This is a genomic window from Delftia sp. S65 (assembly GCF_016516495.1).
Classification (GTDB): domain Bacteria; phylum Pseudomonadota; class Gammaproteobacteria; order Burkholderiales; family Burkholderiaceae_C; genus Comamonas; species Comamonas acidovorans.
The window spans coordinates 186,526-204,231 of sequence record NZ_JACVUR010000003.1; the positions used below are offsets into that span (position 1 = coordinate 186,526).

2 protein-coding genes (1 of these 2 only partly in view) are annotated in these 17,706 nt (G+C 64.3%); both read left to right on the plus strand.

Annotated features, from left to right (window positions below):
• Positions 1-594 carry a hypothetical protein gene (locus IAE24_RS04540; protein WP_199959665.1) on the plus strand — a complete coding sequence of 198 codons (594 nt, stop codon included), beginning with the start codon at positions 1-3 and terminating at the stop codon, positions 592-594.
• Positions 573-17,706, plus strand: partial view of a CARDB domain-containing protein gene (locus IAE24_RS04545; RefSeq protein WP_199959663.1) — the 5' portion only. 272 nt of this gene lie beyond the right edge of the window; only the first 17,134 of its 17,406 coding nucleotides appear in the window; it begins with the start codon at positions 573-575; its stop codon lies off the right edge, out of view. Before IAE24_RS04540 ends, IAE24_RS04545 begins: the two co-directional genes overlap by 22 nt.

Genomic DNA, 17,706 nt, shown 5'->3' on the forward strand with positions numbered 1-17,706 from the left:
GTGCATGGCATCGCGGAGGAGAAGATGGAAAGTATAGAGAGGGGCATTCCAGCCTTTGTGTCGCTGGCAATGCTTTGGAGAGGAGTTCTGAAAAAATTCTGGCGGGTTGCGATGTTTGCCACCAGGCGCTCGGTGGTGTTCGCTGTTTGGCCAGTCAACTTATCGGGCGCCTCAGCATCTGCTGCACTGACATTGTTGATGTTTGCGGCGTGTTGGCTACCGTCAATGGCATCGGCCCAGCTTGCACAGCCAGGCGAATCCGGGGTTGCAATCAATCGCTGGCGCTGGGCAGTCGCCGATCAGACCGAATTGCGCGTGGTCGCCCTGGATGCGAGGCGTCAGCAGGTGGTGGTCAAGTGGGGCGCGAACGATCTGACCGTACTCCGAAGAGGAATGCAGGTCCCCGGGTTGGCTGTGGCTTTGGAAGAGGTTTCCGGCAATGTGGCAGTGTTCCTGCCTGTGAATCTGCCTGGGCAGGAGGCTGTCGAACGGATCGAGATCGCCTTGGTGGATGGCCTTCAGACGACACGGCTGATTCGGTTCCAAGCCCCCGCTCGTTCAATGAAGGACGGATGGATGGTCGTGTCGCCATGATGCGGGCGGCGGTGCGCGGTTTTCAGATTGCACTTTGCAAGACCGGGATTCACAGGGCAGGGATTGGTGTGGCCCGCACTTCGATGGCGCACGGCAGGCATTCGTTGACAGCGCTGAAAAGTGATTCTCCGTACTGGCCCGCTTGCGTGTGGCTGATGGGGTTGGTGTGCAATGTCGTTGCGCTCCTTGCTCTTATGTCGCTTCCGGATTTTTTGCAAAGCGCTGCCGCATCTTCGCAATTACATCCAGCATCGTCTGGCGTGCGAAGAGCGTCTGGCGATGCCCCCGGTCTGGCCCGCTTTATCCGCGACGAGAAAGGCGTCAGCATCATCGAGTTTTCCGGTGAATACGGCATCGATCTGGTGGCGCCCTCGGAAACGGTAGGCAAGGAGTTCTTTCGCACGCATGCCGATGTCTATGACTTCCTTGTGGTGTTTTCGAGCTTCGAATACCCCACTGCCTCAGCCGACGGAGAGAACGCGTTGGCTTTTCACCGGGGCGTGCGCAACGACACCGCTGGCATAGGCATCAAGCAATTTGACAACTCACAGGCGTATGGCAGCAAGGGCGTGTTGCAAAGCTATATCGACATGGCAGCGGCTTCCCGCTGGGCAAGCGCGACGTCCAGTGCCGACTATGAATCCATGCTGTCCACCTTTGCGCATGAGCTGCAGCATCGCTGGGGTAGCCACGTCAAATTCCGCGATTGGAATGGACAGATCAGCTCTGCCTTGGTAGGGAAGGATGGCTCCCACTGGAGCTATCTGCTGGACAGCCAGGGCTCGGTGCTTTATGGCGCGAGCTGGCGTGACAACGGCGAGGGCTCCTTCACAGCGATTGACACCCAGAGCAGGTACAGCCCGCTGGACTTGTACCTGGCTGGATTGATCGGCAAGGACAAGGTTCCTCCCTTCTTCCTCATCGAAGCGCCCGACGTCGATGGCAACGCCCTGCCTGCCCCGTTGGGAACCACCGTTCGGGGCACCAAGCGAATCGTCACGATAGACGACGTCATTGCCGCTGAAGGCCCGCGCATCCCTTCTGCCGACGTATCTCAGAAGACGTTCCGATTCGGCTTCATCTATCTGGTACGGCCTGGGGAAACCATCGATCCCGCAGACCTGGATGTGGTGGCTCAGGCTCGCCGGCAGGTCGGCCTGCGTTACAACGCTCTGACCCATGGCCTGGGCGTGGCCAATGTCTTTGCCGAGCCGCCGCAGACCACCTCTCCGGGTGTCCCCGGCACCACCTTGCCTCCCGATGTGCCGGGCCCCGCCAACCCCGGCAACAATGCAGCCGGACTTTCCTGGCTGAAAGCGCAGCAACGGTCCGACGGCTCCTTCATGGATGCAGCCGGACTTGCGCCGCGTGACACGCTGCTGGCCCGTTCGTTTTTGCGTGCCTCAGACCCCGTCTACAGGGGGCTGGGGCCGGCCGGCGCCTGGATAGCGGCCCGGCCACCGGGCAACACCGATTTTCTGGCCCGCAGGCTGATCGAGAGCACGGCCGGCGAGCGCCGGGCCGAAGATATCTCGGCCCTGCTGGCCACCCGCAACCAAGACGGCGGGTGGGGCTTGGGCGAACGCCTGCGCAGCAATCCGCTGGACACTGCACTGGCGGTCCAGGCCCTGCGCTTGGTCAACGCCGATGAGAGCGTGCTCAGGCCTGCCGTGCAATTGCTGGTGTCTTGGCAGAACCCGGACGGCGGATGGGGCAACGCGGCCGCCAGTCCCAGCCGTGTCCATGTTTCGGCCCAGGTTCTCAAGGCCCTGGCGGGCTTGGCCAGTGCCCAGGCGCCGATCGCCAGCGTGCAGCCTTTTCTCAAGAGCCGGCAAAACACCGACGGCGGCTTTGGCGACGGTGCCAGCTCCATTCACGACACGGCCCATGCCTCCATGGCCATGGCCGCTGTAGGCTTCGGCTCCGAGATCAATCTGTCTGCAGCGCAGCGCTTCGTTGCCGAGAGCCAGCGGATGGACGGGAGCTGGCAGGGCAGCGTCTACAACACCGTGCTGGCGCTGCAAATGCTGCGCAGCGCCGCCAGTGCCAACCTCGCGATCGGCAATCTGCAGGCCTCTTCGCTCCCGATTTTCGATGGGCAGCGGGTGACCCTGTCTGCCAGGGTCGTCAACGCAGGTTCCCTCCAGTCAGAGGCCAGCACGGTCCGCTTCTTTGATGGGGACCCCGCCGCAGGAGGTATCGCCATCGGCGCTCCCATTCCCATCGCGGCCCTGGTAGGTGGAGACGGCACCACTGTTCAAGCCACTTGGAACACGACGTCGCGCGCCGGCCCGCGCATGGTCTTCGCAGTCGTGGATTTCGAACAGGCGACCGCCGACTTGAGCCGGCAGGACAACGTCACCTCGCTGTCGCTGGTGGTGGAGAGTGCCAATCCGCTGGCGGACCTGCTGCTGGGCGATGGCGATGTGCTGGCAACGCCCTCGACGGTGAAGAACCTGCCGGCGGCCCTCCAGATCGACGCACTCGTCAGCAATGCCGGCATGGCCGCCGTGAAACAGGCCAAGGCCGTGCTGTGGAGCGGCACCGGAGCCGACCGCGTGCGCCTTGCAGAGACCGCCTTCGACCTGGCCGCGCGCGCCACGACGGCGTTGCAGTTCAAACCCACGCTGTCCGAGCCGGGGGTAACGGTCTACACCGTGGAGCTGGACCCTGATGGCCTTGTCAAGGAAGCCACGCGCGCCAACAACAGCAGTTCCGTGACGGTCAGGACGGCCGGCGGAGTTTCCCTGGCGGTGAGCAAGGCCGATATCTCCTTGAACCCCAACGCGCCACGGCCCGGTGCGGACGTGGTGTTCACCGCGCGCCTGCGCAACTCCGGCACGCAGGACTCGTCGTCCTTCAATGTGCGCTACGGCATCCAATCGGGCGCGGGCACCACGGTGTTGCTGACCAATGTGGTGCAGATCGCAGCGGGCAGCACCGTGGAGCAGCAGATTCCCTGGCGCGCGGGACCGGGCGGCGACTACAGCTTCATCGTCGAGATGGATCCGGAGAAGGCGAGCGGTGACGGCGACACTTCGGACAACGCTGCAGCGCTGGCCTTCAAGGTGGCTGCGAAGGCAGGCCTGAACCTGGCGGTCAGCTACAGGGATCTGGCGTTCTCACCCAGCCCTGCGCTCGAAGGCTCGGTCATGACGCTGAGTGCGCTCGTGCGCAATGTGGGCGATATGGACGCCACCGGCTTTGATGTGGAGTTCTTCGACGGCGACCCGGCTGCCGGAGGTATCTCCCTCGGCGCCACGCGCGTGGCTTCCCTGGTTGCAGGCTCCAGCACCACGGCGACCGTGAACTGGGAAGTTCCCAATGCCAGCGAACGCCTGATTTTTGCCGTGGTCGATCCGAAGCGCTCCCAGCCGGAGGAGATCACGCTCGACGACAACGTGGCCTTTGCGTCGCTGAGGGTGTTGACGCTGCCGGACTTTGCGGTTTCTCAGGGCGCATTGAGCCTGGCGCCGCCATTGCCCAAGCCGGGCGAGGCCGCCACCCTTGCCGTCACGGTTGCAAATCTGGGCGACCAGGGCGCCCGCAATCTGGTGGTGAGCGCCTTCAACGGAAGCCCGGCCGCAGGCATCCGGCTGGCGCCCGATGTGACGGTGCCCGTATTGGCCGGAAAGGCCGGCACGACGGTGCATTTCTCGTTCGATGCTCCGGCTGGTGCAGGCCTGTCCTCCGTCACGGTGGTCGTGAACCCCGACGCTGCCATCAAGGAGCGTGTGAAGGACAACAATACGGCGACCATTTCTCTGGCCACCCAGGCTGGCGACTATGCGGTGTCGGAGGCATTCATCTCGCCCAATGGGGATGGCGTCAAGGACAGCACGGTGTTCAGCTACCGTCTGCCAGCGGCCATGGCCGTGACCATCCAGGTATCGGACGACCAGTTCCGGCTGGTGCGCACGGGCCGACCGGCCGGCTCCGGTGCCTCCGGCTCGTGGTCCTGGGATGGGCTCGACGATGAGGGCCGGCTGGTGCCGGATGGTCGGTACGAGCTGGCGGTGCGCAATGCGGACGGTCTGGTTCTGGGTGGCGCCACGGTCGAGATCGACACCAACCGCAGCTCTCTGCTGTCGGTCATGGGAACACCGCTGGGCATCAACGCCGGCCTGACCTGTTCCCTGCCCAGAAATGTTCCCGTGGAGTCGATACGCGAAGGCTCGGGTTTCTATCTGAATGTGCCCACCGCGCATGATGTCGCCATCGACCTGCCCGCCGGCATCTACCGCCAGGACGATTGGGGTCGGGGAATGCATCTGGTGCTAGGTGGCCTGTCCCTGCCGAACGATGTTTCCGGCGTTCCCACCGGGTGGCACTCCTTTGTCGCCGACGAGCAGGGTACGCGCCTGGTGGCATACAACTCCGATCTGGGCCAATTGGTCGTGGCCGGCGGGGAGGGCGAGGGGCGCAAGCTCATTTCCACCCCGGCTCTGCGCTCCCTGATCGGTCTGTCCCATGACAACAGCGAGGTGTTCGTCCAGCGGGCCGACGACAGCCTGGGCGCAATTCACACCGGCACGGGTGCCGTGCGTGCACTGGGGGCGGAATCTGTCTACGACGTACGACTTTCACCCGACAGGACACGATTGCTTGCCGATGCCAGCGCTATCGGCACGCTGTTGGTCAACCTGGTGAACGGCCATGTGAGGGCATTGCCGAATGACCACCGATACTATTGGTCGCCCGATGGGCGCCTGGTGGTGGGCCAGACGCCGACCGAACTGCTGGTGCTGAATGCCGACGGCAACGAGTTGCGTCAGGTCAGCCTGGAAAACGTGGTTGGGCAGGAGGCATGGTCCGAGGATTCTGCAGAGCTCTACCTTCCCGTTGCGCCGGACTGCGCCGTCTCGGAAGATGGCGCTTCCAGGCGCTGTGCCATCACGATCCGCCGCATTGAAATCGTGTCCGGCCGCGTGACCGATATCCCGCCGTTCGTCGAAACCTTTGACACGGCCAATGGCCGCAAGGGCCTGCTGATTGTGCATTTGGTGGCTGTACCGGGCCGCCATGAAGTGCTTGCCAGCGTGAGCATGGGGGGTGACATCGGCGTGTCTCGAAGTGCTGTACCAGTCACCGCCAGTGGAGCCGTCGTGCGTGCGCAAAGCGGCCAGGACGCTCCCCGTTACCGCCTGATCGATCTGCGAAGCCCCCATGCGGTTTCCTCCCTGGCTTTCGGCGAAGCGCCGCCCTTCGTCCAGCCGGGATATGAGGGACGCGACCGCAGTGGCGTGAGCCGATTCATCGAATATGGCCGAGGGATGCAGTACGAAGCCTGGGACAACCCGGGGCGATTGTCCTCATGTGTTCCCTTTGGTGATCGCCAGCCGCAGGACACCTACGTTTTCCGTACCCTTGCCAACCTGCAGACCGACCTCGTTTTGTCGCGGCGCGCCGATGGTGTGTCTGTCAAGGTGCACGGGGGCGTGGCGGACAGGAACTTCGCTCGCTATTGGCTTGACTATGCCAGCGATGATGCGCCTGAGACTTGGCATCCCATCGCCCCGCCCAGCTCCACGCCCCTATGGGACAAGGATCTTGCCATGTGGGTTTCGCCGGGCGTGGGCCGCTATACCGTGCGGCTGATGGCGGAGGACCGTGCCGGCAACCGCCGGCAGAAGCTGCGCCGTGTTGCCATTGCCCAGGCAGGTCCGCCGATTACCAATGTGGTGCGCGAGCCGTCCCATTTCTCGCCCAATGGCGATGGCACCAAGGACGTGATGAGTCTCAGCTACCGGGTCCTGGAGCCCGTGAATCTGGAGTTCAGTGTCTTCAATCGCCAGGGTGGCCTGGTTCGGACCTTTTCACGCAACCATCCGGCCGGCAATGTGGATGGCTCCATTGTCTGGGATGGCAGGGACGACAACGGCCAGATCGTGGCGGATGGCGAATACAGAATCAACGTGGTGGGCTTTGATTTCTTTGTCCATCTGGACAACTCGGCACCTGTCATCCATGAGTTGAAGAACGAGGCACCGTTCTCCGACTGTGGAGTCATCCGCTGCCGGAGGACACAATTGAGCTGGGACGTATCGGACACCCATTTCGATTCAGTGCAGCTGGAGGTGAGTGACAGCACCATTCCGGGACGCTGGAGCCCCTATGGACTGGGCGGCGACAAGCACAAAAATCAACGCCATTTGCACCTTCTGTCCCTGGCGGAATATGTAGGAAAGCTCTACCGGCTGACTGTCGTCGATCTGGCCGGCAATCGCACGGTTGCGCAGTTCGCGCCTGCCCGGCAGGACCTCCGGCTGATTCTGGCCGGACAGATTCTTGCCAGGGATTTGCAGGAGGGGGAGGTACCTGTGCCACCGAGCCTCCACGGACAAATGGATGACGAGCGGGATGTGGCGCTGCGTCCTGCTGCGGGCATCGCACTGATTTTTGCGGAAACGCTTGATGATCCGGTGGTGTCCGTGTCCTTGCAGTTCAATGAAGAACAGCTCGCGAAAAAGGGCGAGTGGCTTGAGCAGCCCCATCTGCAGGTGTATCCCATAAAGGATGGTCAGGGCGTGCCGGTGGAGACACGCAACGAAAAAAATCAGGTCAAGCCGGTATGGATGCCAGAGCGTTCGTTTCTCGAGGGTGACGGGCCCATTCCCCAGAACTATGGTCTGGTCGGGTTCTACAACTCCGGCATTGCCGTGGACAGGGGTGTGAGCATGCGTCTGAAGCTCACCGGAAAAAGCGGGACCCAGTACTTCACGAATGAGATCGTGACGAAATCCGACAACAAGCTGTCAATCAAGGCCACCGGTCTGGATGAGAACATGCTGGGCGGGATTGTCTATCTGACAACAGGCCGGGTGGCCAAAAAACTGGAGGTCTTTGTCTCCAGCCGGACCGATGCCTATCACGCCATCGAACGACGCATCCTGCTGCAGGAGCTCAACTCCCTTGTTCCGCCTGGTACCAGCTTCGGATTCCAGCAAAGCGGCCGCTACGTGTCCTGTGCCGCGTATAGGGTGCGTGCGCTGGTCACATTCGACAATGGCAGCACGATGCAGGCGGAAGACAGCATCCAGGATTGTGGTGGTGTCGATTTCCAGATCAGACCGAATTTCGCCGCCTCCTGCGAGGCAGATGCCCCGCACCAGTTGCATGGCGTGGTGAGACCCATTCCTGCGGAGTTGGTTACAACCCCCTTGCTGTCATTGGAGGTCTTTGCCGACGTTCCCACCGGCGGGCGGCAACTGGTTTTCAACGTGGTCAATCCGCGGTACCAGGACTATGAATTCACCTTTGACCACCGTGGCCTGCCGGAGGGAGAGGGGGTCTTCACGGGAATCACGACGGACCGCGATGGCGTGAAGCGCCATGGCTCGTTCAAGGCACCCGTGGACCACTCGCCTCCCGCATGGCGCATTACCTATCCGCAGGAAAACCAGCGTGTGTGTGCGGTTCCTGAATTGCACAAGGCCGGCAGGGACAGGGAGGACAAGATAGTCAACGCCCTGCGGCCCGAAGTGGAAATCGATGATGCCGCCGGTTTTGACTACCAGCAGGAGTTCCGTCTCGGTGATGATGAAAACGCACCCTGGCAGCCGGTCGATGGAGCCCTGCCCAGCATTCATGGGCCGGACCCCCGTGATGGAGAAGGGTCGCGGGCAAATATGCCGTATGTCTCGCAGGAGTTTGCCGCTTCGTCCAAGAAATCGCGTTCATACATGAGCGGCAGGCGCCTTGCCGGCGCACTGGGCCCGATCGTGAATATCTCCGGTCAGGTGACAAGCCGCGTGACGGTCTTTGACTGGTCGGGCGCGCAGTCTTGCCGACAGGTCAGGTTCTATCTGGATGGAACGCTGGAGGCCGGACCGGCCTCCGTGGACAGGCGGCTGTTTTCGCCAGGCACTGCCAGCACCCTGCATTCGATGATCCTGACCCTCCAGCCTCTGGAGCCGATGGTGGTGACTGTCGCGGTGCGTCGTGTGGAGCAGGGCTCGCTGGTGCCTATCGAGAGCGGCGGGCTGGTGCGGCAACTGACCAACAGGCTGTCGGTGTCCGCAGGTGCCCGTGACATTGTCTGGGATGGGCGCAACGATGCGGGCCAGTACGTGGAAGATGGCTACTACACCTTCGACGTCACTTACGAGGATGGCTGTGGCAACCTGAAAGCCCCGAATCCCGACAACGTACTGAATCTGCTGCGCAGCAGCCTGCAGGTCGAGGTGGACAGGACGGTGCCCGCGCTGCTGCTGGACAAGCCATTGGCTGGAGAGGTCACGCAGTCGTTCCTGGACATTGTCGGCAGTGCCACAGACAAGAACCTGCTGCAGTGGATTCTGGACTACAGCCAGGGCGACGCTTGGACCGCACTGGCTTCGCAGACCTCGGGAGTCGATCTGCGCAAGCTTGCAGCGCTGGATGCAAGTTCGCTGGAGGGCGTGGTCACGCTGCGCCTGCGGGCTTTCGACCGAGCGGAACTGAGCTCTGAGCTCACCCGCGACCTGAAGCTCAAGGCCCCCGTGGCACTGCTTCGCAAGTTCTCCGTGACACCCGACACCTTCTCCCCCAATGGAGATGGCCGGCTGGACAGCGTGCGCGTGACCTATGACGTGCTGCAGCCGGCGTTTGTCGATTTGACAATCCGGCGAGGTGCTTTGGTCGTGCGCCGTCTGGTGTTCCAGTCCCTGGCATCTCCCGGCGAAACCGTGGTGATCTGGGATGGTCTCAATGACGCGCTCGCACCCGCTCCCGACGCGGAGTACACGGTGGAGATCCGGGCCACTTCCCGCGCCGACCAGACCAACGTCCAGAAGGAGGAAAGTGCGGTGCTGCTGGACGCCACGCCACCGCTGTTCACGCTGGATTCGGTGCTGGGCGAATTCATGCCTGGAAATGCTGGACTTGTGGGCTCCGTGTCCGACAGGATGCTGCGTGACTATCAGATCTTCGTCGAGGGCCCGCTGCCATCGACCAAGCGGGCATTGATGGCCGAGGGGTCCGAGGTCCTGGTCAAGTCTGCGCTGGGCAGCCTTCAGCAACTGGGCCTGGATGACGCCCGCTATCGCCTCAAGGTCATCGCCAGCGACGAGGCAGAGAATGCCTCCAGCTACCAGTCTGCAGAATTCGAGCTGGACTCGAAGCTCCCCGAGGTCTCGTTTTCCAGTCCGGCACCGGGCACCTTTGTCAGCCGGGTGCGGCCGGCAGATGTGGCCGGCCTGGTGGCCGACCACAATCTGGCGAGTGCGCAACTGATGATCAATGGACACGCCGTTCAAGCGGTGCCCGTCGTGTCCTCGCCGGCAGCCCTGTCCCTGGCCTTCGATGGTGCGGCCCTGCAGGACGGCCGCTACAGCATGCAGCTGGTAGGCACCGACAAGGCCGGCAATGTGGGCCAGGCCACCGTCAGTATCAATGTCGACCAAACGCCGCCTGTGGCGCAGATCACCGCGCCCGTGGCCCATGCCGCCATCGGCACGATGGTGCCGGTGGTGGGTACGGCCAGCGATGAGCATATGGACTCGTGGACGCTGGAGCTGGGCAGCGGTGTTGGCGAGACGCTGGACGCTCTTACAGTCATAAGCCGCGGGACGGCCAATGTGGTCAATGGGGAACTCGCCAGATTGGTGGGCCTGCCGCCCGATGGACCGGCCACTTTGCGTCTGACGGTGCTGGACAAGGCCGGCAATGCCTCCAGGTTCAATGTGCCGCTGCAGATCGATGCCACACCGCCCCGGCCGCCGGTATTGTCGGCACGGCGCGAACAGCGTAGCGACGTCCGCCTGGCCTGGCTGCCGAACAACGATGTGGAGCGAATCATGGGCTACCGCATCTATCGCAATGGCCAGAAGCTCAATGGGCAACCTTGGCCGGGCACCGAGTATCTGGATGCCGGCCTGATTGACGGAGACCATGCCTACACCGTGACCGCGCTTTCCCGCAGCGGCGTGGAAAGCGCGCACTCCAATGTGGTCCAGGTCCGCATCAAGGCTTCGGGCCCCTTGGCGCATATCAGCAAGCCTGCGACCGAATCGGCAGTGGGTGGTCTGCTGTCCATCGAGGGCAGCGCCTATGCGCTGACCAACTTCCTGGCATACCAGGTCTCAGTCGGAGAGGGGGCATCGCCCAAGGAATGGAAAGTACTGCGCACCTCCGCACTGCCGGTGCAAGGCGATGTGCTGGCCAGCTGGCCCACTGCCGGCTTGCCGGAGGGCGCCGTCTACACCATCCGGCTCGAGGCCCAGGACACCGAAGGCGGCCTGTCAAGCGCCCAGGTGCGGGTGCTCGTGGACAACCTGCCGCCGGCCAAGCCCTTGGGGCTGCGCGCGCAGCTGTCCGGCACGCAGGATGTAAGCCTGACCTGGACGGCCAGCACGGAGCCCGATCTTGCAGGCTACCTGCTGTACCGCAACGGGCAGTTGGTGAATCAGTCCGACCCTGGCGACAACGCCATCCGTCCCTATCTGATCAATGCAACGAGCTATCTGGACAAGGCCTTGCCCGATGGCACCTTCGTCTACACCGTGGTGGCCGCCGACAAGGCGGACAACCTGAGCGGCCGCTCCGATCCCGCCAGCGTGACGGTGGACAACCGGCCGCCCAAGGCGGTCATCGTTCAGCCGTCCAATGGCGCCAACGTCGATGGCGTGACCTATGTGCGCGCAGAAAGCCCGGATTTGGACATCGCCTCCGTGCGGTTCGAGTACAAGGCAGTTGCCGATGCCGACTGGACCTTGATCGGCACCACCAGCACCAAGGCCCCCTACAGCGTGAACTGGGACACCAAGGCGCTGACGCCTGGCAGCTACCAGTTGCGTGCCGTGGCCACGGACCTTGGCGGCCGCACCGATCCCGCGTCCGCATCCATCAGCGTGGTCCGCAAGAATCTGCAGCGACCCAAGCCGGCCACCGACCTCATTGCGCAAGTGGACGGTGGCGATGTATCCCTGCGCTGGACGGCCAGCCCGAGCAGCAGCGTGCAGGGCTACCATGTCCAGCGCATCGATGCGGCGGGCGACATCACCCGTGTGACGACCGCTCCCGTGGTGGCCACGCAACTGGTGGACGCAGGCCGCCCCGATGGCCGACATGGCTACCAGGTGCTGGCCGTGGACCAGGACGACAACGAGTCCGATCCCTCGCCCGAGGCGAAGGCCTGGGTCTACACCACCGCGCTCAAGCAGCCATACACTCCGCTGGCATTGGCGGCGACCCCCCTGCGAGGCCAGGGTCCTGATGCCGTGCACGCCGTCGCGGTGACAAGCGCGCCGGAGACCGGCGCACCCGCGAAACTGTCTCTTTCCCCAGATGTCGAGGGAGGATTCCAGGCCGACGCCGTGCCCCTGGCCATGGGCGCCAACATCATCACGGCGCGCCAGACCGACGAAGCCGGCAATCGCAGCCGGGCCGGTCAGGTGCGTGTGGCGCGAGGAGATCCGCCGGCAGCGCCCGGACAGTTGCAGGCTGTGGCGTCTGGCGGCGTGCTGCGCGCCACCTGGTCCGCCAGCAGCAGCATCGATGTGGCGGGCTATGTGGTTCGTGTGGACGGCAAGCCCGATCCCCGGCCGTTCGAGTTCGTTGCCGCCGTGGCCAGTACCGAGGAGGGCAGCTATGCCCGGGCCGGTCGGGTCATCGATGGCAATGACGACACGGCCTGGCGGCCCGACGAACAGGACCCTGCCCCCTGGATTGAGCTTTCGGCGGCACGCAAGGAGCTTGTGCAAGAGCTGTCCATTGTGTGGAGTACCTACATGGAGCCTCCGACCAGCTATGCCGTCGAGGCCTGGGATGGTTTTGTCTGGGTGCCGCTCAAGCAGGACAACGCCAATGCAGAGCAGAGTCTGCAGCTTGCGCTGGAGCCGCCCTATTTCACGGATCGCATTCGCATATCCCTGGGTGCGGCTGCCGATGGGGTTGCTGCGGGGCGGGTCGGCGAGGTGCGAGGCAGGTCGCTGGCCGTGCTGGGCGGCACAGAGGCCGATGTCGCGGTGCCCGGCGGTCGGCACACGGTTTCCGTGCAGGCATTGAGCCAGCTGGGCCTGCTGGGGACTGCGGCCAGTGCCAGCCCTGCAGGTATCGGCGACATCACGCCACCGCCTCCGGTGCAGACCCGTGTCGAAGTGGACGGGGCCATGGCCACGGTGAGCTGGACCGAAAGCGCCGCTGATGACCTGGCCTCGTATGAGGTGCTGCGCGACGGCGTGGTGATTGCCACGGTGGTGGCCACCAAGCCAAGGCTGCATGTGGATGGCCCCCTGGCCAATGGCTCTTATGCCTATACCGTGCGTCCGGTGGACGTCGCCGGCAATGCGGGCGAACTGTCCAATGAGGCCGTGGCGCAGATTGCCTCCGTGCGTCCAGGTGCTCCCTTGCAACTTGCACTGGTGGCGCCTGCTGCTGGCGGTGAACTGCGGCTGTCCTGGCAGGCGCCAGCGTCGGCGGACGGCACGGCATCCTACGTGCTGTACCGCGCCACAGCGGTGGGAGGGCCCTACAGCGCCATCGCCAGGACGGATGCCCGGACCCTGGCGTATTCCGACCATGAGGTGGTCAACGGAGTGCGGTACTACTACGTGGTGCGGTCGCGGGATGCAGCAGGCAACGAGGGGGATGCCTCCAACGAAGTGGATGGCGTGGCGCTCGATCGCATGGGGCCTTCTGCCCCCCTGATCTTTCATCCCACCGACAGCGCACATCCTCTTGTGGTGTCGCAGTCCAGCACGGCCGTTCGTGTCTTCAGCGAGCCTTCTGCGCGCGTGCAGTTGAGCCGCGATGGTGTCGCGGTGGCATCGGCCAATGCCCTGGCAGGCCTGCGCAAGACACGCGTGTTCGATCGCCAGCAGGCCATGACGCTGGCTTCCAGGGCCGACCTTGTGGCAACGATATCCTTCGACGGACTGAGCATCCTCCATGTGCCGCCGCTGCTTGATGGCAGCGCAGCACCTGCCACTTTGCACAAGGTGTCGGGCGCCGGCATTGGCGGCATTCCAGTGTGGTCGCCCGATGCCTCTCAACTGCTGTTGCAAAGCGGTGGAGGCTCGGTCAGGCTTGTGCGTGTGGCGGACGGCAGTGTGTCCGAGCCGGAGCTGGATGGCTTTGTCCAGATGCTGGATTGGCATCCAGACGGCAAGCGCTGGCTGGGTGTTACGAACGGTGGCGAAGCGCTGGTAGAGGTGCCGGTGGACGGCGCAGCCAGCCGTACCGTGGCGCGTGCATCCCGATGGTTCAGCAACTTCGCGATTGCTCCCGACGGGCAGCATGTGGCGGCCGTCGATGGCGGGCAACTCGTCCTGCTGTCACTGCCGGACGGGCATGTCCTTGCGCAGTCCCAGCCGGGAGCAGACGACTACGAGCCGCTGCAATGGTCGTCGGATGGGCAGTCTGTCTATTTCCTTGCCAGGCAAGGCGATGCGCAGGCCTACCAGGTGCATCTCCAGCAGGTGGGCCAGGCGGCGCCTGTCGTGGTGACGGCCCATGAAGAGGGTGTGGACCACTTCTCCCTGTCTCCCACCGATGTGCTTGCCTTTGTGCGTGGCACTCAGCTTCATATCGTGGACGCCGCCGGTGCGCCACCGCGGTCCATTGACATGGGCATCCATCCCGAAAGCATGGCGTGGGCCCGCTCGGGGCTGCTGTTCGTCACGGACTCGGATGGCGTCACATCCCTGGCATTGCCTGGAACGGCCCTGTTCCCGCCCATCGCACTGCGAGCCGGCAGAAATCTGCTGGTCGCGCAGGCCACGGACCTTGAGGGAAATGCCGGAGCGCAGTCCGCTGCCATCAGCGTGACCTACGACGCCCAGGCGTCCGCCTTGCCCGATTTTTCCGTTCAGGGCGCCGATGTCACGATACTGCCCCAGATCCCCCGGGCTGGCGAGGCAGGCCGTGTCACTGTGGTGGTGAACAACGTGGGCATCGCCGACGCGCCTGGCGCCCGTGTGCGCATGCTGGCCACCTCGCCTGGCGGAACGCGTGTCGAACTGCTGAGCACCCGCACCACGGCCATGGCGGCGGGCGGCAGCCAGATACTGCGAACCGATGCCGTTTTCGACACGGCAGGCGATTGGCAGTTGAGCATCGCGGTCGATGCCGACGATGAGGTACAGGAAGTCTCCGAGGACAACAACGTGCTGGTGTTGCCCGTGCGCGTTGTGGGGGCGACTGCCTTGCGGACTCTGGCGGCCGGCGTCGCCAGTCCTGCCTATCCCGTGGGGGCCATGCTGAGCGGCAGTGTCACGCTCTTCAATGGCGGCGCTGACATATCGGGGCAGCTTCGGTTGCGCATCGAAGATGCCCAGGGGGATGCCGTTGCCACGCTGCCGTCGCAAAGCCAACCCCTGCTGCCGTACGGACAAAGCCGGAGCGTGGACTTCAACTGGAGCGTTCCGGCCATCTTCGACGGCCCGTACAAGGTGCGAGCATCCTGGGTGGATGGCTCGGTCGTGCTGGCGCAGGCAACGGCGTCCTTCCTGGTCAAACCCCATGTCCAGATCGATGCCAGGGTCCGCAGCGACAGCGCCTCGTATGCGCCAGGCACCGTGGCGCGCATCGTGGCGCAGGTCGATCCTGCGGGCTCCTCCCCGACCCTTGGCAAGGCGCAGTCCTTCGTCCGCGTACTCGACCCTGCCGGCAAGGCCGTGCTGGAAGCTACGGACGAGGTCGGGCTTGTCGCCGTCACCCAGATGGCCAGGACGATGGACACAGCCGGCCTGGCCCAGGGCGCCTACACGGCCGATCTGTGGGTTGTGTTCGAGGGCAGGGAAGTCGCCCGAAGCAGCACCACATTCGACATCGTGGCTGACACCAATCCAGTGGCATCGCTGACGGGCGACATCGTGCTGGACCGTAGCAGCCTGCCCTACACGGGCAGCATTGCCGGCACGGCCATCCTGACAAACAGCGGGCAGACCGATCTGAGCGACCTGCAGTATGAGGTGGTGGTGCTGGAGCCCCGCTCGAACACGGTGCTGGCGCGCTCGTCGCACGGCATTGCCTCCTTGGCGCGTGGTACAGAAACGCGCTCGGCTTTCAGTTTTTCCGCGCAGGGCATGCCCATCGGCGCGCTGTGGATCCAGTTGCGCACCTCGCTGGCATCTCCGCCTGGAGCGGGGCGGATGTCCATCGCCAGCGCACCGCAGCCGAATTTGCTCAGGCAACGTGAAGTGGCGGTGTTCGAGCTGGATCCACCGACGGTTGTGATCAGGCAGCCCGTGCAGGGGGTCCATCTGCGTGCGGCGCAGTCGGTGCAGGTTGCGGCAACGGATCTGCTGTCCGGTGTGCGCACGGTCGAGTTCCAGGTCGATGGTGGCGGCTGGCAGGCAACGACACTGTCGGACCCGGTCAGCTCTAGCTATGTGGGGGTATTGCCATCCCTGGCAGACGGAGCACACCAGCTCGCAGCGCGTGCCACCGACCATTCCGGCAACGTATCGCAGCCCGTGCAGCGCAGCTTTGTTCTGGACAGCCAGCCTCCGGTCATCGCCATTTCCGGCGTTGCGGAAAACGCGTATGCGAACCCCGTGACGCCCTCCATCGTGGTGACCGATCCGAACCTGTCCGTGTCGCAGATCCGTCTCGATGGTTCCCCCTTTGCATCGGGCACGCGCATCAGCGACCCGGGCTCCCATGTGCTCCAGGTGGATGCCCTCGACCTGGCTGGCAACACCGCCAGCCGCACGGTGCGCTTCAGCATCCAGTCCACGGCAGGCGATATCACGGCGCCCGTGATCGACATCAGAACGCCAGCGGCCGGCGCCTACCTGCGGCGAGCCACCAGCGGCCTGACCGCCACCATCGTGGACGCGGAATCTGGCGTGGCCGAGGCGCAGTTCAGCATCGACAGCGGCGCCTTTGCGCCCCTGGCCGTGGACGCCACCCAAAACGACGCCAGCCTGTATGCCGCCTCACTGGACACGTTGACCGATGGCGCGCACAGCGTCGTCGTTCGCGCCAGGGACACTCAGGGCAACGAGGCCATGACCGATGCACGCAGCTTCACTGTGGACAACACGCCTCCCGTGATCACCATCTCCGGTGTCGCCGCGGGGCAGTACGTTGCGGCGGTGACCCCTGTGATCAGCGTGACCGACCTGGCGTTGCTCGGCAGCTCCATCACGCTCAACGGTGCTGCCTATGTCAGTGCAACGCCTGTGACCGCCAGTGGTGACTATGTCCTGAGCGTCGATGCCGTGGACAAGGCCGGCAACAGCGCGGCATCCACGCTGCAGTTCTCCATCCGCCTGCCCGTGGCCGACACCACACCGCCTGCCGTTTTCATCGAGCAACCGGTCGAAGGTGCACATGTGCGCCGTGCGGCCGTGCTGAGCGTTGCGGCCACGGACACCGGCTCCGGCGTGTCTTCGGTGGAGCACCGCCTGGATGGGCAGCCGCAATGGAGTAGCCTGGCCCTGTCGGCCACCACCGGCAGGTACATGCTGGACGTGGGCGGACTGCCGGATGGCGCGCACGCCGCATCGGTGCGCGCCACTGACAACGCCGGCAATGTCTCGGATGTGCAGTTGCGCCGCTTCATCGTGGACAACACGGCACCCCAGGTGGTGATCACGGGCGTGGCCGAAGACGGGGTGTATGCCGGCTCCGCCAACGCCTCCATTGCGCTCAGCGACACCCACCTGGCCAGCAGCTCCATCATGCTCAATGGTCAGCCCTATGTCTCTGGTCAGTCCATCGCCACGCCAGGCACCTACGCCCTGACAGCTGCGGCGCGCGATATCGCGGGCAATGAAACCGTCGTGGCGGTCAGGTTCCGGGTGACTGCGGGCAGCAGCGGCACGCCCGTCGTCACCATCACGGCGCCTGAGGCCAACGCCGTTGTCCAATCCGGAGTGCCTGTGCTGGCCAGGGTCGTGCCTGCCGAGAATATCAGCCGCCTGGAGATGGCCGTTGCTGCTGGTGCCTCCTACACCGCCATGGCCTCGCGTGGCAGTGGAGCCCATGAGGCAATTCTTGCCCAACTGGCCGATGGCCCTGTCCTGCTGCGCGTGCGTGCTGTCGACAGCCAGGGCGTCAGCCATCCCGACGTGGTCCGCACGGTGACGGTGGACAACACGCCGCCTGCCATCGAGCAACTCAGCATTGCAGATGGCGGCAGCTATCCCGCCGGCCAGGCCATCTCGTTCAAGGTCATCGACGCGC